The organism is Erwinia sp., from assembly GCF_049696395.1.
Lineage (GTDB): Bacteria > Pseudomonadota > Gammaproteobacteria > Enterobacterales > Enterobacteriaceae > Erwinia.
Window position 1 is genome coordinate 1 of sequence record NZ_JBAVTT010000103.1, and the last position, 23,265, is coordinate 23,265.

The following is a 23,265-nucleotide window of genomic DNA, read 5'->3' on the forward strand; positions in this document are numbered from 1 at the left end:
CTAAGTGGCTTTGATATTCATGTTTATTGGCTGAGTCACGGTGGATTTCATCGTGGCTTGGCTTTTCAGCTCGTCTGAAAAGTCATTCTTCTGGCTCTTTATATCGGCGATTTGAATACCATTGCACAGCAGCCCCAATTAGCAGCATCACAATGGCGATCGGCATTTTACTGTAATCCTCACTGCTAAGCCCGCCAAACGCCAGGAAGTAAAAAGCCGCAAAAAATGATTTGATAATCTTCAGCATATTACTTTGCTGCTTGATGCAGATACTGCGTACAGACCACGCGCCTAAAATCAATCCTAATAGCGCTAAAACAGTAATCATTACTGACTCCATGAAAGACGAATTTCTCGCCTGATAAAAGACTACATTTTCAATAAAAATTCCACATAAAAAAAGACCGAAGACGATTCCTATCTTCGGTCCAGGGAAATGGCTCCTTGTGAGAGCCGTGCGCTAAAAAGTTGGCATTTATGCAGGCTATGTCGCCTTGCCCTTTAAAAGGTAGTACAGGCGCGGGGATTTTCCAGCCAGTTGTAAACGGGTTGCTGTAAAGTTGTTGGCTATGTGATCATGGTGGCAGAAATGGGCAACCTGCCTTGCCAGGCGGCAAGACAGGTTGAATAAAGCGATGTTTTGACTACACCCTTCGGACTTATGGCGCTTAGCAAGGAACAGCTTAAGTGCCCGCTCCCTTCAGCAAACCTGCATGTTAGTTACAAAGCTTCTGAGTGCGTTCAACAATCGGCGTCAGGCTTTTCTTCTGACCCGGATGCAGAGGATCGTCGCTTTGAATGATGCTGATGTTCTGCCCTTTGGCCTGCCCGTTCTTCACCATATCGCTGGCGATATCGTTAATCGGGTACTGCACTAACGTGCTTGGGTTGATCACGAACAGCGCATTGCCTTTGGCACAGGTCAACATCACCTCTTCGCGGTTGAACGGCCAGCTATCCTTGCCCATTTCAAAACGGCTTACGGTGATAATCTCCGCCGCCATGGCGCTGGAACAGAAACTCAGTGCAATCATCAAACTGGCCAATTTTTTCATGGTGGTGCAATACCTCTCTCGATAACGCCTGCCGTTTACAGACGGTAGTAATAATCAGTTTCAGGCCGGTTCGAGCGTCGCAAACACGCTGACCAGCAGCAGAACCCCCGCCGAGAGCAACAGCTCAGCCAGCGTGGTTAGCAGAAATTTATATTGTGCATTCTCACCGCTACGCTGGAAACGTGGCACCAGCCAATATCGGTTAAACAACGCTACAGCACCCATCAGCGCCACCAGCAGCGTTTTAATCAGCAGCAGTTGACTGTACAGCTGAAAACTCGCAGGCGGCCAGCCAAGCAGCAACAGCGCGTTTATCACGCCACTCACCACCACCAGCGCCACGGCAAGATGCCCATAACGCGAGAAACGCATCAGCGTACGGATCGCGTCATAGCGTGTCGCCATTTGCTGCGCGTCGCTCATCAGCATCACTACCGGAACAAGTCCACCAGCCCAGAAGGCTGCTGAGATCAGGTGTACAGCCTGATTCGTACGCTGCAACACGCCCAGTGCGCCATCAAGCATGGCGGCGTGTCCTACAAAAGCCAGACCAACAAGCTGCCCTACTCCACTCAGCAACAACAGTTGCTGACGCACTCGCCCTTCAAGCAATAATGCCGCCACGCCAAACAAGGCGGCAATCAGTTGCCATTGCCATGCCTGACCAAATCGGGTCTGTAATACCGCCAGCCAGATCTCCACATTCCCCATATCCTGCCAGCCATTGCCCATCAGCCCGGTTTGCGCGGCCAACAGCAGAATGGCTGTAAGTAATGCGGTAATAGCGCTGACGCTAAGTAACCAGTGAAAACGACCCGCCAGATACCCTCTGAAACGGGCCGGAGCCATTAATGCGGTATACAAACTGCCACTGGCCAGAGACATCAGTGCGGCAAAATGCAGCCAGCGGCAGAGTATATAGAAGATGCTGAGGGACATTTTACTTCACGCTAAAGCTGTAATTCCCGTTGGTTTTATGGCCGTCTACGGACAGTACATGCCAGTTCACCTGATAATGACCGGAGGCCAGCGGCTGCTGTAAAGGAGCAATAAGCTGGTTATGCTGCTTGGGTGCACGCTCTGCTTTCGCCAGAGGGATAGCATTCTGCTTGCCGTCGAGAACCACGACACCACTAAAAGCAGGTTCGATATCTTCAGAAAAAGTCAGCGTCAATGCCTGAGGTGAGGCTTCAACATTGGCATTCGCAGCGGGATACTGGCTCTTTAAATGAGCGTGAGCAGAAGCCTGCTGAGAGAAGGCGGCAGCGGTTAACGCCAGTGCAAAAACCATAGAGAACTTACGCATAATAGTCGTATCATCCTGTCCTTGGCAGCCCGATAGCTGCGATGAGGCCGAAAGGATACCCCGCCTGAAATAATGTGTCGAGCCGATAACGGCGCTAAGCTGGCACAGGCTTGCGAAAGTGCACTAACTGCTATATTTTTGCCGCCGTAACAGGAGAAAGCAGATGACTCAAAACCTGGCCAACTGGTCGCAGGAAGAAAAAGATAAGGTAAACGTAGACCTGGCTGCGGCTGGTGTGGCGTTTAAAGAGCGCTATAACATGCCGGTCATTGCCGAAATGGTAGAGCGTGAGCAACCTGAAGCATTACGAGAGTGGTTTCGCCAGCGTCTCACCCAATATCGCCAGGCCTCTCTCAGCCTCTCGCGGTTGCCTTATGAGCCGAAATTAAAATAGCGGTTAATTTGACTTAATTTCCCTTGTTTTTCCTCACCGCTTCGGTTGAGATAAAGGCCTCTATGGGCCTTGCTGGAGAGCTTATGTCTGTCTGGAGTATTGCTGCTGCGCAATCAGGTTCGCGACCGGGTGATATCACCTGGAATATTTCCCGCCACCTTGAATTCATTCATCAGGCTGCATCTCATCATATCGATTTACTGATTTTCCCCGAACTCTCCCTCACGGGTTATGAACTGCCTCTGATGCCCGAACTGGCAATGTCCCTGGACGATCTTCGTCTTCAGGTCTTTGCCGATGCCGCTATCGAACGGCGAATGTCGATTGTCATCGGCCTGCCGCTGATTAACGGGGAAGATATTCTGCTTAGCGCCATCGCCTTTTTGCCGGATGGCACCAAGATGGCCTACGGAAAACGGAATCTGTTTGGCGATGAGAAGCTGTTCTTTACCGCTGGTGAAGGCGTGCCGTTGTTTGGCTATCAGCGTCATCACGTGGCGATGGCAATCTGTGCAGATATCAGCGTTGAGGAGTTTGCCCGCGACGCTGCAAGGCGCGGAGCCAATCTTTATGCCACGGGCGTGCTGGTTTCTGAGAAAGGATATCGCAATGATTGCGAGTATCTGGCCCGCTGGTCACGCGACTACAAGATGGCCGTGCTGATGGCTAATCATGCCCTGCCAACCGGCGGCTATCAGAGCGCGGGGAAAAGTGCACTGTGGGATGAAACCGGCCGACAAGTTGTCTCCGGCGGCGAGGGCGAACAGCTGGTCATAGCAAGAAGAACGGGTAATGATTGGCAAGGAGAGGTGCATTCGTTACGCTACCCGCCAGTTTTTTAAAAGGGACGCACCATGTTACGCGTGATAGATACCGAAACCTGCGGTCTGCAGGGTGGAATTGTGGAAGTGGCTTCGGTCGATGTGATTGATGGCAAGATTGTGAATCCGATGAGTGATTTGATCTGCCCAGATCGGCCGATCAGCCCTCATGCCATGGCGATCCACCGCATCACTGAAGCGATGGTTGCGGATAAACCGCCTATCGAGCACGCCATCAGTCGTTATCACGGCAGCCCTTATTACGTAGCCCACAATGCCAGCTTTGACCGCCGGATGCTGCCAGAAATGCATGGAGAGTGGATTTGTACCATGACGCTTGCACGGGGATTATGGCCAGGCATTAAGTACAGCAACCAGGCCCTGCGTGAAACCCTGCAATTAGAAGTCACACCACCGAAAGATCTTCATGCCCACCGCGCGCTTTACGACTGCTACGTCACGGCGGCTTTGCTGATCCGCATTATGGATTTTTCAGGCTGGGATGCCGCCGAGATGATCCGCAGGATGCAGGTGAAAGGTTCAAACACCACCTTCCCGTTTGGCAAATACCGTGGCACTAAAGTGGATGATGTGGCAAAACGCGACCCGGGATACCTCAAATGGATGCTGAAAAACATCCCGGATCTTAAACCTGACCTGCGCAGCGCTATCGATCGAGCCCTGTCAGCAGAGGATTAATTAGCGTTGCCCGCGCTGAGCGTTTCCTGCGCCAGCGCAATCAAAAAGGTGTATTCGAGCGCCACCCCTTCGTAAGCTTTAAAGCGACCTGATTTACCGCCGTGCCCTGACTCCATATCGGTGCAGATCATCAGCAGGTTATCATCCGTTTTCAGTTCCCTCAGCTTCGCCACCCATTTTGCTGGCTCCCAGTACTGAACCTGAGAATCATGCAAACCCGTAGTGATCAGCAGATGAGGATAGGCCTGAGCGGTGACGCAGTCGTAAGGACTGTATTGCCGGATATAACGGTAATACTGCTCTTCAGCCGGATTGCCCCACTCATCATATTCTCCGGTCGTTAGCGGAATAGATTCATCAAGCATGGTGGTAACAACGTCAACGAATGGCACCTGAGCCACAACGCCATGAAAACGTTCTGGCGCCATATTGATCACTGCGCCCATCAGTAGGCCACCCGCACTCCCGCCCATCGCATAGACCTTATTCGGATGGCCATAGCCTTGGGCCACCAGCGCATCGGTCAGATCGATGAAGTCGTTGAAGGTGTTCATTTTATTCAGCAATCGTCCATCGTCATACCATTGCTGGCCCAGCTCTCCACCGCCGCGAATGTGCGTCAGTGCGAAGACGAATCCCCGATCCAACAGGCTCAGGCGGCTGGCGCTGAAGTCGGCATCCATGCTGCTGCCATAAGACCCATAGCCGTAAACCAGCAGCGGGTTTTTGCCCGGCTGGTAATGGTCGCGGTGATAAACCAGAGAAACAGGGACTTCAACGCCATCACGAACGGTGATCCAGTGACGTTCGCTGCGGTAGTTGCTGCCGTCAAAGCCCTTCACTTCCGCCTGTTTCAATACTTTGCGTTCGCCACTGTCCAGATCCAGCTCAAACAGCGTGTCCGGCGTGGTCATTGAAGAGTAGCCATAACGGATTTTGCTGGTCTCCGGGCTTGGGTTGTACGAAAGCCAGGTGACATACGCCGGGTCATCAAAGGCAATGCCGGACTCTTTACCCGACTGCCAGTTGATTTGACGCAAGCTGGTCAGCCCGCGTTCACGCTCTTCTACTACCAACCAGTCGCGGAACAGACTGAAATCTTCCAGTACCACTTCTGCCCGCGCCGGGATCAGCGTCTGCCACTGGTCTTCTGCAAAGGCCTCAGTTCGGTAAAGCCCGAAATTTTTGCCTTCACGGTTTGAACGCACATAGAAATGCTGTTGATAATGATCAACGTTGTATTCGTGGTCTTTGCGGCGCTGGCAAAAGAGCTTCGGTTTCGCTTCAGGATCGGCAGCGTCCAGCAATAACACTTCGCTAGTGGTGCTACTGCTCAGGGTAATAAGGATAAAGTCTTCCGAGGTGGTTTTATGCACACCAACATAGAACGTATCGTCTGTCTCTTCATAGACTAACTGGTCATCTTGCGGGTTGGTGCCCAGCTTGTGACGCCAGACCTGATAAGGCAGCAGCGTTTGCTCATCTTTCTTCACGTAATACAACGTGCGGTTGTCATTGGCCCAGGTCAGGCTGGAAGAGACGTTTTCCAGCAGATCGTCATACCAGCTGCCGGTTTCCAGATTGCAAAAACGAATGCCATATTGACGGCGTGACAGGAAATCTTCCGCCACTGCCATGGTTTTATTATCACCAGTGATGCCAACGCCGCCCAACGTATAGAAATCGCTGTCTGCCGCGCGCAGATTACTGTCCAGCAAAACGTCCCAATGTTCGGGCGTGGTGGTCTCTTCAGGTTGGCGCGTGTAGATGGCGTACTCGTTGCCCTCTTCATAGCGGCTCTGGTAACGGTAACCTTTACGGACGTAAGGCACGGAGTGATCGCGTGGTGGAATGCGGTCAACGATCTCCTTCAGCACACTTTCCTGCAGCGCCTGTTGCGACTGCATGATCGCTTTGCCATAAGCATTTTCTGCCTTCAGGTAATCCAGTACCGCAGGATCATCCCGCTTGTCGTCACGCAACCAGTAATAATTATCGGTGCGAGTTTCCCCGTGGAGCGTCATTTCAAATGGAATTTTCTTGGCAATTGGTGGTTTAAGCATCGTTCGGCCCCGTTGGATCAATCACATAGGCTAAGGGTGGCAGTTGTTATCAGGAATGCCAAGCGCAATGGCAGGAGATTGGAAAAATAGTGTTACTGGGGATGCCGGGATGACGTCAGAGTCACCCCGGAACAGCGGATTACGCGGTAAGTTTCTGCTTTTCGGCCTTAATATCTTCTGCCATGCTGTCACGCACGTCCTGCGGGATTTTCAATTCATCGCCTAAGGCCTGAAGATAACTGCGCTCCATAAAGTGGTCGACGTCGATCACCAGGTTGCTGAGGAAATAGACCTCCAGCGCTTCTTCTTCGTTTTTAACGTCTTGGGACAGTTTTTGCGGATCCAGCGGCATATCGATAGCCTGCTGAATCAACCGCTCGCCGTCTGCACCCAGCCCGGCCTGATGGATATGGTCGTTAATGGCCTGACGCTCCTGACCGTCGATATGCCCGTCACTTTTGGCGGCAAACACCAGCGCCTGCACCAGACGTTCAGCACGGCGATCTACTGGCGATTGTTGCTGACCATATTGCGGCTGATCCTGATGAGTTTCACTTACCCGATCTTTATATTTCTTCCACAGCACGGCGCCCGCTGCGGCACTACCGCCAATGATCAGCGCATTCTTGCCATACTTTGTCAGCAGATTACGGGAAGATTTGCTGGCAATCAGCAAACCAGCAAGGCCGCCAAGCGCGCCCGGTGCCAGCATTTTACTCAGGCCTTCACCGCCACCTTTGCCCTCTTTACTGCCTCCCAGCACGGATTGAATCTGTTGCAGCCAGTTACTCATTGCCTTTCCTTCTTCAGCGGAAAAAAACCAGCATAGAGGCAGTTGCGTCAAGAAGCGTCAAAGCAGGAAAAGCCTGGAAAACCTTCCTCAGCCATGGGTCCTGATGAGGTTAACCAGTCAGCTATACTGGATCATCAGGTTGAACCTTTTGGTTCATAAATTTCGAGCGAAAATAAAAGGCTCATTAAGTATGTCACTTTATGACCACCCCATTTTAAGCACCAGAGTAAGGGAATCATTATGATCAGATTCAGTAGCAATCCCCTCTTTATCAATACGGTTCTTCTTGGTGGCAGCACGGAAGAGAAATTGCAGGCAGCCAGTCTGGCCGGGTTCAATCAGGTAGAACTCTGGCGTCAGGATGTAGAGTCTGCCCGCGGTGATACCAGCAATGTTGCAACGTTACTGGGGAATAACCGGTTGGCGCTGACGGATTTCCAGGTGCTGCTGGATTTTGACGGTGCGCCAGAAGAGCAATGGGAAGCTAAACGCGAGGAGGCGTTGCATATGCTGGAAATGGCTGTGCAGCTTGGTGCCACTACGTTGCTGACACCGGCTTCCACCGCTCAGGACTGTATTGCAGAACGTGAAGAGGAAGATATCCGCTGGCTGGCCCGGCAAGCCGGTAAACGAGGACTGCGCGTGGCCTTCGAGGCGATGGCCTGGAGCACACATATCAACACTACGGCAGCAGCATGGCAGCTGGTGCAAAAAGTCAATGAACCCAATTTGGGTTTAGTGGTGGATGCTTTTCATATTTTCGTCCTGAACCGCACCGTTTCCGACCTGGCTGGCATTCCAATGGAGAAGATCTTCCTTGTACAGCTTTCGGACCTGACTACTCTGCCCACTAACGATCATCTGGTGGATGTTGCCCGTCATCAGCGTTTACTGCCAGGTGAGGGAAATTTCCCACTTTCCTCCTTGCTTAATTCTCTGCATCAGCAAGGTTATGACGGCCCAATAGGACTGGAAGTGTTTAGCGATCGCTATCACCAACTGCCACCAGCCGACGTTGCCAGCAAAGCATTTGTGGCCTTGAAGGATGTTTTAGCCAGAGGCAGTCAGTAAATGTAGCCGCTGTAAAACCTGGGATCAGGCGGCTTTCACGGCACGTGAACCCGATTTTGCTTTAGCCGTTTTGCCCGTTGAGGCTTCCGGCTCTTCCGCATCTGACTCATCAGCGTTGTCTTCGGCCGCAGCTTCTGCGGTCAGGTCTTCATCGCTCATTTCAGCATCACGGTCTGCAGCGGGTTCACTCGCTTCAGGCAGCTTGCTGGTGCGCAGAATATGCTGCACAGCGTCTTTGTTCTCTGCCAGGAACATGCCCAGCGCTTCACGCTGTTCTTCTTCCATGCCCAAAGGTGCAACGCTCAGCCAGTCGGAAAACACTTCTGCCATATCGAGCATTTTATCGTACGCATCGGCTTCTTTCTTACTGGCGAATGTCATCTTTTCCTCACCTTTTCTGACGACAACATATTTGATTTCAACAGCCATGTTCCACACCTCAGTTAACTGTATTTTTATACAGTATACCCGAAGTCACTTTTTTGCTCAACCCAGGAAAGCGGATGTACGCGCAATCGTTTTCGTTTATACTGCGCGCGTTTTTTCACTCCAATCAGGTAGAGAATATGACCACTCTTGGTACCGCGCTGCGCCCTGCCGCAACCCGCGTAATGCTGTTAGGTTCAGGTGAACTGGGCAAAGAAGTGGCGCTGGAATGCCAGCGTCTTGGCGTTGAAGTGATTGCTGTCGATCGCTATGCCGATGCCCCCGCGATGCACGTAGCGCACCGTAGCCATGTAATTAACATGCTGGATGGTGAAGCGTTGAAAGCGCTGGTTGCACTGGAACGCCCGGATTATATCGTGCCGGAAATTGAAGCCATCGCCACCGACATGCTGATTGAGCTGGAAAAACAGGGCCAACACGTGGTGCCTACCGCACGCGCTGCACGTCTGACCATGAACCGTGAAGGCATCCGTCGCCTGGCGGCAGAAGAGCTGGCATTGCCAACGTCCACCTACCGCTTTGCCGACAGCCAGCAGGCTTTCAATCAGGCAGCCGATGAAATCGGCTTCCCGTGCATTGTTAAGCCAGTGATGAGCTCTTCAGGCAAAGGCCAGAGCTTTATCCGTGAAGCCTCACAGCTCGATGCCGCGTGGGACTACGCGCAACAAGGTGGACGTGCCGGTGCTGGTCGCGTGATTGTTGAAGGTGTGGTGAAGTTTGATTTCGAAATCACCCTGCTGACCATCAGCGCGGTTGATGGCATTCACTTCTGCGCGCCAATTGGTCACCGTCAGGAAGAGGGTGATTACCGTGAATCCTGGCAGCCACAGCAGATGAGCACACTCGCCCTGCAGCGTGCTGAGCAAATTGCCGAAGAAGTGGTTAAAGCGCTTGGTGGTCACGGGCTGTTTGGTGTTGAACTGTTTGTGTGTGGTGATGAAGTGGTATTCAGCGAGGTTTCCCCTCGCCCGCACGACACCGGCATGGTCACACTGATTTCTCAGGACCTCTCCGAATTCGCGTTACATGTTCGTGCTTTCCTTGGTCTGCCAATTGGCGGTATTCGTCAATACGGTGCGGCGGCTTCAGCGGTGATCCTGCCAGAACTGGACAGCGATAATGTGCAGTTTGCTAATCTGGGCGGCGTGCTTGGCGCCGGTCTTCAGGTTCGCTTGTTCGGTAAGCCAGAAGTCCGTGGCAAGCGTCGTCTGGGCGTAGCGCTGGCAACGGGTGAGAACATCGATGAGGCAGTACAACGCGCGATTTCTTGTGCTGCCGGTGTGCAAGTTAGCGGGTAACGCTTAGCGGTTGTAAACCCAAAAAAAAGGGATGGCCTGCGCCATCCCTTTTCTGTTTAGCCTGAGCGAACGTCTTAACGTGCGCCAGCTACGGCTTCTTTAGCCAGCTGAGTAATACGATCGTAATCCCCCGCCTCCAGCGCATCAGCCGGAACCAGCCAGGATCCCCCAATACACAGCACGCTTTTCAGCGCCAGGTAGTCACGGTAGTTGGCCGGAGAGATGCCCCCAGTCGGGCAGAAACGCACCTGCGGGAAAGGACCGCCAATTGCCTGTAGGGCTTTAACACCCCCGTTAGCTTCAGCAGGGAAGAATTTAAATTCGCGCAGGCCATAATCCAGACCGGTCATCAGTTCCGAAACCGTACTGATACCCGGAATTAAGGGCACCGGGCCATCCACAGCCGCTCTCAACAACGATTCCGTCACGCCAGGGCTGATCACAAACTGAGCGCCCGCATCGGTCACTTCTTTTAGCTGCTGAACATTAAGCACGGTGCCCGCGCCAACAATGGCTTCCGGCACTTCTCTGATCATCGCTTTTAAAGCATCCATAGCGCAGGGGGTTCTCAGGGTGACTTCCAGCACTTTCACTCCGCCAGCCACCAGCGCTTTCGCCATCGGTACCGCGTGCTCAAGTTTGTTCACCACAATTACCGGCACCACAGGGCCAGTAGTCAGAATGTGCTCGGCGCTGGTCTTCCAGTTAGTCATCGTTCTGCTTCTCCAAAGCGACGCGCGCGGCGTCAGGACAGGGATTCAGTCTCTACCATACAGGAATGCCCTTCCCTCCGTCCATGCGCTAACGCTGTTTTTTAAAACTACGGTTCATTTTTGTTAGCTGTGCTCACCGTCGGGTATCACCATAAAAAAAGCCCCGCAGAATTTACGGGGCCTGGTCACAGCTATCAAGACAGGGTTAACCGATATCGTTCCAGGAACGGCCATCACGCGTGATCATCGCCACAGAGGCAACCGGTCCCCAGGTTCCAGCCTGATAAGGCTTAGGCGCTTCGTTATCAGCAGCCCAGGCTTCCATGATGGAGTCCACCCATTTCCAGGCTTCTTCCACTTCATCACGGCGAACAAACAGCGCCTGAATGCCACGCATGGTCTCCAGCAGCAGACGCTCGTAAGCATCCGCCAGGTGAGACTGGTTGAAGGTCTCAGAGAAGCTCAGATCCAGTTTGGTGGTCTGCAGGTTGTGTTTATGATCAAGACCAGGAACTTTGTTCAGGATCTGGATATCCACCCCTTCGTCCGGCTGCAAACGAATGGTCAGTTTGTTCTGTGGCAGTTCTTGCCAGGAGTCTTTGAACAGGTTCAGTGCCGGGTTCTTGAAATAGACCACAACTTCAGAACATTTGGACGGCAGACGTTTACCGGTACGCAGGTAGAACGGCACGCCAGCCCAGCGCCAGTCATCAATATCCACACGGATAGAGACGAAGGTTTCGGTGCTGCTGGATTTGTTCGCGTCTTCTTCTTCGAGATAGCCAGGGACTTTTTTGCCCTGCACGAAACCAGAGGTGTACTGACCACGCACGGTTTTTTCGCGCACGTTGGTATGGTCGATGCGGCGCAGTGAACGCAGCACTTTGACTTTTTCATCACGGATGCGGTCAGCAGAGAGATCGGCAGGCGGAGACATCGCAATCATGGTCAGAACCTGCAGCAGGTGGTTCTGGATCATGTCACGCATCTGGCCCGCTTTATCGAAGTAACCCCAACGGCCTTCAATACCCACTTCTTCGGACACGGTAATCTGTACGTGATCGATGGTGCGGTTATCCCAGTTTGAAGCAAACAGGGAGTTAGCAAAGCGCAGGGCCAGCAGGTTCAGAACGGTTTCTTTACCCAGATAGTGGTCGATACGGAACACCTGGTTCTCGTCGAAGTATTCACCAACCTGGTCGTTGATCTCCTGGGAGGTCGCCAGAGAAGTCCCTAACGGTTTCTCCATGACTACGCGTGCAGGCTGCGCATTGAGTTTGGCGGTGCCCAGACCTTTACAGATCGCACCAAAGGTTCCCGGCGGCATAGCGAAGTAGTTGATGGTGACGCGATTTTTCTGATCGAGCATTTTACCCAGCTTGGTAAAGTGCGCTGCGTCGTTGACATCAAGATTACAGAAATCGAGTCGGTTGCTGAGTTTGTCCCACAGCGCTTCGTCGATCTTCTCCTTCATAAAGGTTTCCAGCGCTTCACGCACTACCTTGGTGTAGGCCGCTTTATCCCAGTCTGCACGACCCACCCCGATGATGCGGGATTCTTCGTGGATCTGACCGGCTTTCTCCAGTTGATACAGGGAAGGCAACAGTTTCCGGCGCGCAAGGTCGCCTTTGGCCCCGAAAATGACCAGATCGCATGCCTGGGCCGTTTGTGTAACCGCCATTTTATTCTCCTCGTTGCAGGATAAGCCTGACTCGTATAATCCGTAAGCAGCCAGGCTCTTATTGTAATTTTCTTTCAATACAATGTACTGCTTTTGCCGGGTCCACGTAAACCTGACAGCACGCCTCCAGCACAGAGTATGCAATTGTCTGAACTTTCCCGCGAGGTGCACGGGCAGTTTGTGCGTAATTTTTAAACTTTTTTGTTACCGTATTTACAACTCTGAAAGTTAGACACAGTTCAAAGTCTGATAAAAAAGGCAGGCCATACGCGTAATGCCCCTGCCCGAAGCCGATCGGCGCGCTGTATATTCTCTACAAATTGACATCGATTTCTCCTGTGATTGAAATCGTCAGAATGTATGAGTGGACGCCGTTATGAATATGCTGGAAAAAATCCAGGCTCACCTGGAACACCTTAGCAAATCCGAGCGTAAAGTGGCGGAGGTAATTCTTGCCGCTCCCGGCTCGGCAATCCATGCCAGCATCGCTCTGTTGGCCAGAGAAGCAGACGTCAGTGAGCCGACGGTTAACCGCTTCTGCCACCGCCTGCAAACCAAAGGTTTCCCCGACTTTAAACTGCAGCTGGCCCAAAGCCTGGCAAACGGCACGCCCTATGTCAGCCGCAATGTGGAAGAACATGACAGTGTGGAAGCCTATTCTGGCAAGATTTTCGAGTCCGCGATGGCGGGTTTGGATCGCGTTCGCAGTAGCCTGGACGCTACGGCAATCAACCGCGCGGTGGACTTACTGACCCAGTCCAAAAAAATCGCCTTCTTTGGTCTTGGCGCTTCTGCCGCCGTGGCGCATGATGCGATGAATAAATTTTTTCGCTTCAATGTGCCGGTCATCTATTCCGATGATATTGTGATGCAGCGAATGTGTTGTATCAACAGCACGGAAGGCGATGTGGTGGTGTTAATTTCCCACACCGGCCGCACTAAAAACGTAGTCGAACTGGCGCAGCTTGCGCGAGAAAATGATGCTACCGTGCTGGCTATCACCTCGGCCGATTCACCCCTGGCCCGTGAGGCCACTCTGGCGCTGACGCTGGATGTCCCGGAAGACACGGACATCTATATGCCAATGGTCTCCCGGCTGGCACAACTGACCTTAATAGATGTGCTTGCCACCGGTTTTACCCTGCGGCGCGGAGCCAAGTTCCGTGACAATCTGAAGCGGGTAAAGGCGGCACTTAAAGAATCAAGATTTGAAAAAGAGGACCCGCTGCTGGCGCTCTCTCGCCGTTAGTCGGTCTGCAAGGGGTCGCTGTACCCGACCTTATCCTATAAAATAGAGTGAACCTTTTCAGGGATTGCTCCGGCAACCTCCCTTTCAAAGTCAACGGAGTCATACATGTCCAGACGTCTCAGAAGAACCAAGATCGTAACTACATTAGGCCCCGCTACCGACCGTGATAATAACCTTGAAAAAATCATCGCTGCGGGTGCCAATGTCGTTCGACTGAACTTCTCACATGGCACCGCAGAGGACCATATCCTGCGTGCAAATAAAGTCCGCGAAATCGCCGCAAAATTGGGGCGCCATGTCGCGATCCTCGGCGATTTGCAGGGTCCTAAGATCCGCGTATCGACCTTTAAAGAAGGCAAAGTGTTCCTCAGCGTGGGTGACCGCTTCCTGCTGGATGCCAGCCTGGGTAAAGGCGAAGGCGATAAAGAAAAAGTCGGTATCGATTATAAAGGTCTGCCTGCCGATGTGGTGCCTGGCGACCTGCTGTTGCTGGATGATGGACGTGTGCAGTTAAAAGTGCTGGAAGTTCAGGGGATGAAAGTGTTTACCGAAGTGACCGTCGGTGGCCCTCTGTCCAACAACAAAGGCATCAACAAACTGGGTGGCGGCCTGTCGGCAGAAGCGCTGACCGAGAAGGACAAAGCAGACATTCTGATCGCCGCGAAAATCAATTGTGATTACCTGGCCGTCTCCTTCCCACGTTGTGGTGAAGATCTGAATTACGCCCGCCGCCTTGCTCGTGAAGCAGGCTGTGAGGCAAAAATCGTCTCTAAAGTTGAGCGTGCAGAAGCTGTAGCTTCGCAGGAAGCCATGGATGACATTATCCTGGCTTCCGATGTGGTGATGGTAGCAAGGGGCGATCTGGGCGTGGAAATTGGTGACCCGGAACTGGTGGGTATCCAGAAAGCGTTGATCCGTCGTGCCCGTCAGCTGAACCGTTCAGTGATCACCGCAACCCAGATGATGGAATCGATGATCACCAACCCAATGCCTACTCGCGCCGAAGTAATGGACGTGGCGAACGCCGTGTTGGATGGGACAGATGCGGTAATGCTGTCGGCAGAAACAGCCGCTGGCCAGTACCCAGCTGAGACCGTAACGGCGATGGCAAAAGTTTGCCTGGGCGCTGAGAAAATCCCAAGTATCAACGTATCCAAGCACCGTCTTGATGTGCAGTTCGATAACATCGAAGAAGCTATTGCGATGTCTGCGATGTATGCCGCTAACCACCTGCAGGGCGTCACAGCGATTATCACCATGACCGAATCTGGCCGTACCGCGCTGATGACTTCCCGTATCACTTCCGGTCTGCCAATCTTCGCCATGTCCCGTCATGAACGTACGCTTAACCTCACCGCGCTTTACCGTGGTGTGACGCCAGTGTTCTTCGACAGCAACAATGACGGTGTAGCCGCTGCACACGATGCTACCAATCTGCTGCGCGATAAAGGCTTCCTGATGTCGGGCGATCTGGTCATCGTGACTCAGGGTGACGTTATGAGTACCACGGGTACTACCAACACCAGCCGCGTGCTTCGCGTAGAATAATTCCTCTCCAGGTTATTGAGCTGCAAGGCTCAATAACTTTTTCTTACCCCCCTGCCACACTCCCCATAGCCTTCTGACGCCTTTTTTGCTGCGCCAAACTCTCTTTTTGTGATCTACATCACATTTTTAACATTAACAACGCTTATAACAGCCCTGTCACATTAATCTTATTGAATGATAATGATTACTATTTATAATCTCATCCTCAATAACAAACGGTGCTTTGACGCCACAAAACCACACAAACAGGAGTTATTTTAGTTTAGATAAGCTAAAACCACTGGATTGATGTGTCATTAGGGTTTTTGTCGCCCTGGAAAAACGTTAACGAATCTGAACTGACGCCGTGCCGTCAGGCGTACAACGTCGTCCTTTTTTCAGGATGGCAGGGCTCACTACGTCATTTTTTTAAGGAATTGCTATGGTCTTACGTTCACAACCTCAGCCGGTGCCGCGTCTGCACTTAACGCCAGATACCGCTGGGCACCAGGAATTCATTTTCAACGATCAACAACTGGCCTCGTGGGATCAGCAAACACAGGACGTGCTGGCACTGCTGACCCACACCATCAACACGGTGGAGAAGCCGTTCAGCGGGATCCTTCCTCATGAACTGGCCCCTAAATTTAACGCTGTCGATCTGAATTCACCGTTGGGCAGCAATGAAGCGGCACTGGAAGAGCTGAAAGAGCTTTATCTGCGTGATGCAGTCTGGTTCCATCATCCTAAATACGTTGCGCATCTGAATTGCCCGGTAGTGCTCCCTTCCCTGCTGGCCGAACAGATTATGGCTGCGGTAAACAGTTCGGTAGATACCTGGGACCAGAGCGCTGGCGGTACCCTGATTGAGCAAAAGGTGATCGACTGGACACTCAGCCGCATTGGCTTGCCGCACACCTCTGACGGCATTTTCACCAGTGGCGGTACCCAGTCCAATCTGATGGCGATGTTGCTGGCGCGTGACAGCTGGTGTGCTGCGCATCATCCGGGTCATCTGATCAAACATCAGGGACTGCCGCAGGATGCCAGCAAATGGCGCGTATTTACCTCGAAACTTAGCCACTTCAGCATTCAGAAGTCTATGGCGATCCTCGGCCTGGGCTACGATGCGGTGATCCCGGTGGATTACGACAGTCACTACCGTATGGATGCGATGAAGCTGGAGCAGGAAATTCAGCGCTGCCATCAGGAAGGCCTGATCCCAATTGCCGTGGTTGCCACCAGCGGCACCACCGACTTTGGCAGCATCGATCCGCTGCACTCCGTCTCGCATCTGTGCCAACACTATGGATTGTGGATGCATGTGGATGCCGCTTACGGCTGCGGCCTGCTGGTTTCTGACCAGCATCGCCAGCGCCTTAACGGCATAGAAAAAGCGGATTCGGTTACCGTGGATTACCACAAATCCTTCTTCCAAAGCGTCAGCTGCGGCGCCTTCTTTGTGCGTGACAAACAGCACCTCAGCCACGTCACTCATCACGCGGACTATCTGAACCCCCTCAGCGCTCAACAGGAAGGCACGCCGAACCTGGTGAACAAAAGCATTCAGACGACCCGTCGTTTTGATGCGCTGAAAATGTGGATGACGCTACGTATCATGGGTCCTGCCGCCCTCGGTGAAGCCTTTGACTCCCTCATCGACCTTACGCAAACCGCGCATACCTTATTAAGCGCCCATCCGTCCATTGAAGTTCTTCATGCGCCGGAACTGACTACCCAAATCTTCCGCTATGTGCCTCGTCCAGGCATGAGCGACAGCAGCGTAGATGAGATCAACGCCAATATCCGCAAAGCGCTGTTCCGCTCGGGCAATGCCGTGATTGCTGGCACCAAGGTGAACGGTCGCCAGTACCTGAAATTCACCCTGTTGAATCCGACCACCACAGCAGCAGACCTGGAAGATGTTATCGCCCTGATCGTCCATTACGGCCGAGAACAGGTTCGCCACTCTGCGTTGAATGCGGCTAATCAGTGAGATCCCTACTATGACGACTATCTATGATTTTGTTGGCATCGGCATTGGCCCCTTTAACCTGGGTCTGGCCTGCCTGAGCGAGCCGGTTGAAGGACTGAACGGCGTGTTCCTCGACCAGAATCCTGGTTTTGACTGGCACACCGGCATGATGCTGGAAAGCGCCCACCTGCAAACGCCTTTTATGGCCGATTTGGTGACGCTGGCCGATCCAACCAGCCCCTACAGCCTGCTGAATTACATGAAGCAGAAAGGCAAGCTGTACTCTTTTTATATCCGGGAAGACTTTTTCCTGATGCGCAAAGAGTACAACCAGTACTGCCAGTGGGCCTGCTCGCAGCTGAGCAACCTGCGCTGGAATACCCGCGTGGAATACGTCAGCTATGACGACAGCCAGCAGTGCTATCGCATCCGTTCTGTTGATTCTCAAACCGGTAAACCTCAGGAGTGGCTGGCACGCCATTTGGTGCTGGGAACCGGGCCTGCGGCGTGGATGCCAGAGTGCAGCCGCCCGTATCGCGAACGGTTTACTCACTCCAGTGAGTATCTGGTGAACAAAGCGGAATTGCAGAAAAAAAACTCGATTACCGTTCTGGGCAGCGGCCAGAGCGCAGCGGAGATCTATTATGACCTGCTGACCGACATCGACAGCCACGGATACCAGCTTAACTGGGTGACGCGTGCACCGCGCTTTTACCCGCTGGAGTACACCAAACTGACGCTGGAGATGACTTCGCCGGAGTGGATTGACTACTTCCACGATCTGCCGCCGGAGAAACGTGATGCGCTGAATGCTCGCCACAAAAACCTCTATAAAGGCATTAACAGCAGCCTGATCAATGACATCTATGATCTGATGTATGTGAAACAGCTGGATGGTGAACTCAACGTCAACCTGTTCACTCACGCCGAACTGAAGGACATGCGCTGGCTGCCAGACGGGGAGTTTGAGCTTTCCCTGCATCAGCAGGAGCAGGACCGGCCCTTTACCCGTCGCACTGAAGGTCTGGTTATGGCGACCGGTTATCACTATCGCCCTCCGATGTTCATTGAGGGTATTGCCAGCCGCTTACGCTGGGATGAGAAAGGCCGCTACGACGTGCAGCGTAACTACAGCATCGACCATAACAACCAGGTCTTTGTGCAAAATGCCGAGCTGCATACCCATGGATTTGTCACGCCAGACCTGGGAATGGCGTGCTACCGCAACTCCGTCTTACTGCGCGAACTGGCGGGCCGGGAAGTTTATCCGGTTGAACGTCAGATCGCTTTCCAGACTTTCCCGGCCAAATCGGAACGTTGATATGTCACAAACACTGTTTAGCAGAGCCCGTCCGGCGGGCCAGTTCACCCTTCGTCCGATGCAGGCTGAAGACGCTTCCTTAATCCACAGCTGGGTGACGCGCGATTATGCCCGTTTCTGGGGAATGCAGAGCGACAGCCTGCAACAGGTTGCGACGTTCTACGGCAACCTCACCGCCAATAATCCGCGTGCAGCGCTGATTGGCTGTTGTGATGACAAGCCGGTCTTCCTGATGGAGTTCTATCAGGCTGGCGAAGATGAAGTGGGCAAATACTATCAGGCTCAAGCTGGCGATTACGGTATGCATATCCTGATTGCTCCGGCCAACCGGCCAGTGCGCCAGTTTAGCTGGCAGGTGTTCAGCGTGGTGATGGATTACATGTTCAGCCAGCCTGAAGTGCAACGCGTGGTGGTCGAGCCCGACGTGCGTAATGACAAAATTCATCCACTGAACAAGCGTGCAGGCTTCCGCTACCAGCACACTGTCGATATGGGCCACAAAACCGCCTGGCTGGCTTTCTGCCACCGCGACGATTATCAACAAGCCTTACTGCAGGAAACGCTGACTATGACTAACGATAACCCGCTTCTTTCCGGATCCCATCTGTCAGGTGAAAACTGGTCGCTGGCAAACCGGATGCTGATCCGCAAAGCGATTGCTGAGTTCGCCCATGAGAAGATCATCGCGCCAACTGCGCTGAGTAACGGTCGTTTCACCCTCGCCGTGCCGGGTGGCGAAGCTGACTATCAGTTTAAAGCTCGTCGTTTAGCCCTGGATCACTGGGAGATTGAGGCAGACTCCCTGATCAAGCAGGAAAACGGCCATGTGCTGACGCTGGATGCGCTGCAATTTATCGTGGAATTCAATCAGCAGATTGGCATTCCTCCGGCGATGCTGGCGACCTACATGGAAGAGATCACCAGTACCTTGTGCAGCAGCGTATTTAAACTGCAAAAGAACAATCCAGACAGTGCCGCACTGGTCAGTGCTGACTTCCAGACGGTGGAAGCCTCAATGACCGAAGGCCATCCGTGCTTTGTGGCCAACAATGGCCGCATCGGCTTTGATGCGCGCGATTATCTGGCCTTCGCCCCTGAAGCCGCCACGCCAATCAACCTGGTCTGGGTAGCGGTTCATCTGCGCAATGCCCATTTCTCCAGCCTGAGCGATCTGGAGTATGAGCAGTTGATGCGTGATGAACTGGGTGAAGCGACAGTGAACGGCTTTAACCGTCAGTTAACTGACAAAGGCCTGGCGACCGATGACTATCTGTTTATGCCCGTGCATCCGTGGCAGTGGCAGAACAAATTGCTGACGGTATTCGCGCCGGATATCGCCAACAACGACATTGTTTTCCTTGGCACGGGCGACGACCAGTATCAGGCTCAACAGTCTATCCGCACCTTCTTCAACCGTAGCCAGCCGAATAAGCGTTACGTAAAAACCGCCCTGTCGGTGCTGAATATGGGCTTTATGCGCGGCCTTTCGCCTTATTATATGGCGACCACACCGGCGATCAACGAATGGCTGGAAGGGCTGGTCGCGAAGGATGACTGGTTGCAACGCTGTGACTTCCGCATCCTGCGTGAAGTGGCTGCAGTGGGTTACCACAACCGCTACTACGAGAAAGCGATCGCCGGTGATTCGGCATATAAGAAGATGTTTGCCGCGCTGTGGCGTGATAACCCGGTTGCCAACCTTCAGGCTAACCAGCGCCTGATGACCATGGCGTCGTTCCTGCATATCGATCAGCATCAGAAAGCGCTGCTACCTGCTCTGATCGCGGACTCTGGTTTAGCGGCCGATCAATGGATTGCGCGCTATCTGACCTGCTATCTCAGCCCGTTACTGCACTGCTTCTACCAGCATGACCTGGTCTTTATGCCGCACGGCGAGAACCTGATCCTGCTGCTGGAAAACAACGTGCCGGTCAGTGCCTATATGAAAGACATCGGCGAAGAGATTGCCGTAATGAATCCGGACGCGGTATTACCTGAGAAAGTGCAACGTCTGGCGGTCGACGTACCGGAAAATCTGAAGCTGCTCTCGATCTTTACTGACGTGTTCGACTGCATCTTCCGCTTTATCAGCGCCATTCTTGATGAGTCTGGCACGCTGCCTGAAGAGAAGTTCTGGCAGGCCGTGGCCAGCTGTGTGAAAGCGTATCAGCAGGCTCATCCGCAGTTGGCGAGCAAGTTCGAGCGCTATGATATGTTCACGCCTGAGTTCACCCGCTCTTGCCTGAACCGCCTGCAGTTGGCGAACAATCAGCAGATGATTAACCTGTCCGATCCGGCAGAAAACCTGAAGTTTGCCGGCACCCTGGTCAACCCGATTGCGGCGTTTCGTTAAGGAGTGAGTGAACCGGCTTAGCTGTTGCCGCAGGGAGTGAGCCCCTGACGCCAACGAGCCGTAACGCTAAGCCAGATAATTCATCAATCCTCCACAAAACTGGTGTATGTTGACGCGGTCGCTTTGGTGACCGCGTCTTTTGTTTTTCTTATCCTTGCTGGAAGGAGCCAGAATGGCCTCATTTGTTCCGGTGTCGAGCCTTACCCGCCGCCATCTGATTTTCCCTCTCTCCCTTGTGCTGTTTGAGTTTGCGACGTACATCGCCCACGACATGATCCAGCCAGGTATGTTGCTGGTCACCAGCGAATTCAAGGTTGGCCCGGAATGGGTTTCCGCCTCGCTAACTGCCTATCTTATTGGTGGGATCGTGCTGCAATGGTTACTGGGCCCCCTTTCCGACAAGCTTGGTCGCCGTCCGGTGATGCTGGCTGGCGTTGCTTTCTTTATGCTGACCTGCTTCGCCACACATTGGGTGCAGAGCATTGAGCAGTTTATCCTGCTGCGATTTTTACAGGGGATAAGCCTGTGCTTCATTGGCGCGGTGGGGTACGCCGCGATCCAGGAAGCCTTTGATGAATCCCTCAGCGTGAAGATTATGGCGCTGATGGCTAACGTAGCGCTGCTGGCTCCGCTGGCTGGGCCGCTGGCCGGAGCGGCTTTCCTGTCTGTGGGCGAATGGCGCACCATGTTCTGGTTGTTTGGTGGCGTAACGGCGATAGCGCTGATCGGCCTGTGGCGCACTATGCCGGAAACGTCGGGTGACCGTAATACCTCGCTGTCACTGAAATCATTGGGCAAAGGCTATTACTCCCTGCTGACAGACCGTCAGGTGATGAGTGGCTCGCTGGCTATCGGCCTGGTGACTATTCCCTGCCTGGCCTGGGTTGCCCTTTCCCCGGTGATCCTGATCCATGATGAAGGCTTGACCCGCATGGATTATGCCCTGTTACAGCTGCCGGTGTTTGTCGCGATGATTGCGGGTAACCTGACGCTGGGTCGCCTCTCTGGCCGTCTGGCGATTGAACAACCGTTAAAACTGGGTGCCTGGCCGATTGTGATTGGCCTTGCGCTGGCTGCACTCTGCACCTCAATCAACCCACACAGCTATCTGTGGCTGACGGCTGGTCTTAGTCTGTACGGCTTTGGCACCGGGCTGGTGAACGCCGGGCTTTATCGTCTGACGCTGTTCTCCAGCACGGCTGGCAAAGGCAGCGTTGCTGCGATGCTTGGCATGGTCAGTATCCTGGTCTTTGCGTTAGGGATTGAGCTGGCGAAAAGCGCTTACTTCAGTGGCGGAAGCTTTATGTTCAGCGTGGTGAATCTGGCTTGTGGTCTGGTGTGGTTGCTGCTGGTGCGTTCTTTCCTGCGTGAGCGGAAACGTCGCACAACGATAACGGCGGTGAACTAGATACGAGTTGGATAGTTACCAACAAAAAGAGCGGAGTGATTATCACTCCGCTCTTTTTTTATCCCGACCTGATTTACTTCTTTCGGTAGAGATCTTTGCGTTTGTACGGCTCTATATCGCCCTCTTTACGCGTTTTCAACAGTTTCAGGATCCAGGTGTACTGTTCCGGATTAGGCCGCACCAGCTCCTCAACTTCTTCGTTCATCCGGCGCGCCAGCGTGTGGTCATCCACATTCACTAAATCATCCATCGGCTCACGGAGATAGATATCCATCTGATGGGTTTTGCTGTTATACACCGGGAACAACGGGACAACACGCGCACGGCAAATCTTCATCAGGCGACCTACCGCTGGCAGAGTGGCTTTATAAGTAGCAAAAAAGTCCACAAACTCGCTCTGCTCCGGACCATGATCCTGGTCCGGCAGATAGTAGCCCCAGTAGCCCTGACGGATCGAACTGATAAAGGGCTTAATACCGTCATTGCGTGCGTGCATACGGCCACCAAAACGGCGACGAATGGCATTCCAGACGTAGTCGAACAGCGGATCGCTCTGATTATGAAACATCGCCGCCATTTTCTGGCCTTCATAAGCCAGCACCATCGCCGGAATATCCACAGCCCAACCGTGGGGGACCAGGAAGATGACGTTTTGACCCTGAGCCCTGATCTCTTCGATAATCTCTTTGTTATGCCAGTGGATACGACGGATTGCATGATCCGGGCGTAACGCCAGTTCGGCCATCATCGCCATTGACTGAGGCGCCATAGCGAACATCTCATCAATGATTTCTTCCCGATCGGCTTCCGATACTTCTGGCATACAGTACAACAAGTTGATCTGTGCACGTCTTCTGGCACTTTTCGCTATCTTTCCTGTCAGACGCCCCAGTGCGCCCAGCAGCGGATCGCGCGCACGCGGTGGGACCCAAGCCAGACCGGCAAAGGCACCAATTGCCAGCCAGTTGCCCCAATATTTTGGCAGCAGAAAAGACTTCTGAAAGGTAGGAATGAACTCTATGTTGCTTTTTTTGCTGTTTTCCATGCACTCGCCTCAAACAATAACGGGCTAATGATAGTGCCGACGGGCA

At 53.1% G+C, this 23,265-nt stretch carries 21 protein-coding genes; 11 read left to right on the forward strand and 10 right to left on the reverse strand.

From position 1 onward, the window contains the following. Nucleotides 1–82: 82 nt before the first annotated feature. The 4 genes from WCC56_RS12665 to yobA form a co-directional block, all read right to left on the reverse strand. A complete protein-coding gene (locus WCC56_RS12665; RefSeq protein WP_424692709.1) occupies nt 83–328 on the reverse strand; it encodes a hypothetical protein in 246 nt (81 codons plus the stop codon). Between the two features lie 388 nt (nt 329–716). Then, nucleotides 717–1,055, reverse strand: a complete 339-nt coding sequence (locus WCC56_RS12670) for a YebY family protein (RefSeq protein ID WP_424692710.1) — start codon at nt 1,053–1,055, stop codon at nt 717–719. Between the two features lie 60 nt (nt 1,056–1,115). After that, complete coding sequence (copD, locus tag WCC56_RS12675) at nt 1,116–1,994, reverse strand: copper homeostasis membrane protein CopD (protein ID WP_424692711.1); 879 nt, start codon at nt 1,992–1,994, stop codon at nt 1,116–1,118. A gap of 1 nt (nt 1,995) precedes the next feature. Further along, nucleotides 1,996–2,361 carry a CopC domain-containing protein YobA gene (yobA, locus tag WCC56_RS12680; protein WP_424692712.1) on the reverse strand — a complete coding sequence of 122 codons (366 nt, stop codon included), beginning with the start codon at nt 2,359–2,361 and terminating at the stop codon, nt 1,996–1,998. Nucleotides 2,362–2,524: 163 nt separating this feature from the next. On the opposite strand from yobA, the gene WCC56_RS12685 reads away from it, so the two are divergent. From WCC56_RS12685 to exoX, 3 genes are all read left to right on the forward strand, one after another. Continuing rightward, nucleotides 2,525–2,755 (forward strand): DNA polymerase III subunit theta, encoded by a 231-nt coding sequence (locus WCC56_RS12685; protein WP_424692713.1) that lies wholly within the window; start codon nt 2,525–2,527, stop codon nt 2,753–2,755. An 83-nt stretch (nt 2,756–2,838) separates the two neighbouring features. Continuing rightward, complete coding sequence (locus tag WCC56_RS12690) at nt 2,839–3,597, forward strand: carbon-nitrogen hydrolase family protein (protein WP_424692714.1); 759 nt, start codon at nt 2,839–2,841, stop codon at nt 3,595–3,597. Nucleotides 3,598–3,609: 12 nt separating this feature from the next. After that, nucleotides 3,610–4,275, forward strand: coding sequence for an exodeoxyribonuclease X (exoX, locus tag WCC56_RS12695; protein ID WP_424692715.1), 666 nt, complete (start codon nt 3,610–3,612; stop codon nt 4,273–4,275). Here the strand turns inward: exoX and WCC56_RS12700 are convergent. Both WCC56_RS12700 and WCC56_RS12705 read right to left on the reverse strand, forming a co-directional pair. After that, complete coding sequence (locus tag WCC56_RS12700) at nt 4,272–6,338, reverse strand: S9 family peptidase (RefSeq protein ID WP_424692716.1); 2,067 nt, start codon at nt 6,336–6,338, stop codon at nt 4,272–4,274. The two genes, exoX and WCC56_RS12700, sit on opposite strands and share 4 nt — an antisense overlap. Nucleotides 6,339–6,477: 139 nt before the next feature. Further along, nucleotides 6,478–7,131, reverse strand: a complete 654-nt coding sequence (locus WCC56_RS12705; RefSeq protein ID WP_424692717.1) for a tellurite resistance TerB family protein — start codon at nt 7,129–7,131, stop codon at nt 6,478–6,480. A gap of 240 nt (nt 7,132–7,371) precedes the next feature. On the opposite strand from WCC56_RS12705, the gene WCC56_RS12710 reads away from it, so the two are divergent. Further along, nucleotides 7,372–8,202, forward strand: a complete 831-nt coding sequence (locus WCC56_RS12710; RefSeq protein WP_424692718.1) for a sugar phosphate isomerase/epimerase family protein — start codon at nt 7,372–7,374, stop codon at nt 8,200–8,202. 24 nt (nt 8,203–8,226) lie between these two features. On the opposite strand, the gene WCC56_RS12715 is transcribed toward WCC56_RS12710, so the two are convergent. Beyond that, nucleotides 8,227–8,631, reverse strand: a complete 405-nt coding sequence (locus tag WCC56_RS12715) for a YebG family protein (RefSeq protein ID WP_424692719.1) — start codon at nt 8,629–8,631, stop codon at nt 8,227–8,229. Between the two features lie 137 nt (nt 8,632–8,768). On the opposite strand from WCC56_RS12715, the gene purT reads away from it, so the two are divergent. Then, nucleotides 8,769–9,947 carry a formate-dependent phosphoribosylglycinamide formyltransferase gene (gene purT, locus WCC56_RS12720; protein ID WP_424692720.1) on the forward strand — a complete coding sequence of 393 codons (1,179 nt, stop codon included), beginning with the start codon at nt 8,769–8,771 and terminating at the stop codon, nt 9,945–9,947. Between the two features lie 74 nt (nt 9,948–10,021). Here the strand turns inward: purT and WCC56_RS12725 are convergent, their stop codons facing one another. Both WCC56_RS12725 and zwf read right to left on the reverse strand, forming a co-directional pair. Further along, entirely contained in the window at nt 10,022–10,660 is a 639-nt protein-coding gene (locus WCC56_RS12725) for a bifunctional 4-hydroxy-2-oxoglutarate aldolase/2-dehydro-3-deoxy-phosphogluconate aldolase (RefSeq protein ID WP_424692721.1), read from the reverse strand. A gap of 205 nt (nt 10,661–10,865) precedes the next feature. Continuing rightward, complete coding sequence (gene zwf, locus WCC56_RS12730; protein ID WP_424692722.1) at nt 10,866–12,341, reverse strand: glucose-6-phosphate dehydrogenase; 1,476 nt, start codon at nt 12,339–12,341, stop codon at nt 10,866–10,868. Between the two features lie 376 nt (nt 12,342–12,717). On the opposite strand from zwf, the gene WCC56_RS12735 reads away from it, so the two are divergent. The 6 genes from WCC56_RS12735 (at nt 12,718) to WCC56_RS12760 (ending at nt 22,174) form a co-directional block, all read left to right on the forward strand. After that, on the forward strand, nt 12,718–13,590 hold the full coding sequence (locus tag WCC56_RS12735; RefSeq protein WP_424692723.1) for a MurR/RpiR family transcriptional regulator: 873 nt from the start codon (nt 12,718–12,720) through the stop codon (nt 13,588–13,590). A 105-nt stretch (nt 13,591–13,695) separates the two neighbouring features. Then, nucleotides 13,696–15,138: a pyruvate kinase gene (pyk, locus tag WCC56_RS12740; protein ID WP_424692724.1), complete on the forward strand. Its 1,443-nt coding sequence runs from the start codon at nt 13,696–13,698 to the stop codon at nt 15,136–15,138. A gap of 421 nt (nt 15,139–15,559) precedes the next feature. Continuing rightward, the gene (locus WCC56_RS12745) at nt 15,560–17,113 is read left to right on the forward strand and encodes a pyridoxal phosphate-dependent decarboxylase family protein (RefSeq protein ID WP_424692725.1); all 1,554 of its coding nucleotides are present in this window, start codon (nt 15,560–15,562) and stop codon (nt 17,111–17,113) included. Between the two features lie 10 nt (nt 17,114–17,123). Beyond that, nucleotides 17,124–18,413, forward strand: a complete 1,290-nt coding sequence (locus tag WCC56_RS12750; RefSeq protein WP_424692726.1) for a lysine N(6)-hydroxylase/L-ornithine N(5)-oxygenase family protein — start codon at nt 17,124–17,126, stop codon at nt 18,411–18,413. A 1-nt stretch (nt 18,414) separates the two neighbouring features. Then, nucleotides 18,415–20,766: a GNAT family N-acetyltransferase gene (locus tag WCC56_RS12755; protein WP_424692727.1), complete on the forward strand. Its 2,352-nt coding sequence runs from the start codon at nt 18,415–18,417 to the stop codon at nt 20,764–20,766. A 172-nt stretch (nt 20,767–20,938) separates the two neighbouring features. After that, nucleotides 20,939–22,174, forward strand: coding sequence for an MFS transporter (locus tag WCC56_RS12760; protein WP_424692728.1), 1,236 nt, complete (start codon nt 20,939–20,941; stop codon nt 22,172–22,174). Nucleotides 22,175–22,247: 73 nt separating this feature from the next. Here the strand turns inward: WCC56_RS12760 and lpxM are convergent, their stop codons facing one another. Continuing rightward, nucleotides 22,248–23,219: a lauroyl-Kdo(2)-lipid IV(A) myristoyltransferase gene (gene lpxM / locus WCC56_RS12765; RefSeq protein WP_424692729.1), complete on the reverse strand. Its 972-nt coding sequence runs from the start codon at nt 23,217–23,219 to the stop codon at nt 22,248–22,250. Nucleotides 23,220–23,265 lie beyond the last annotated feature (46 nt).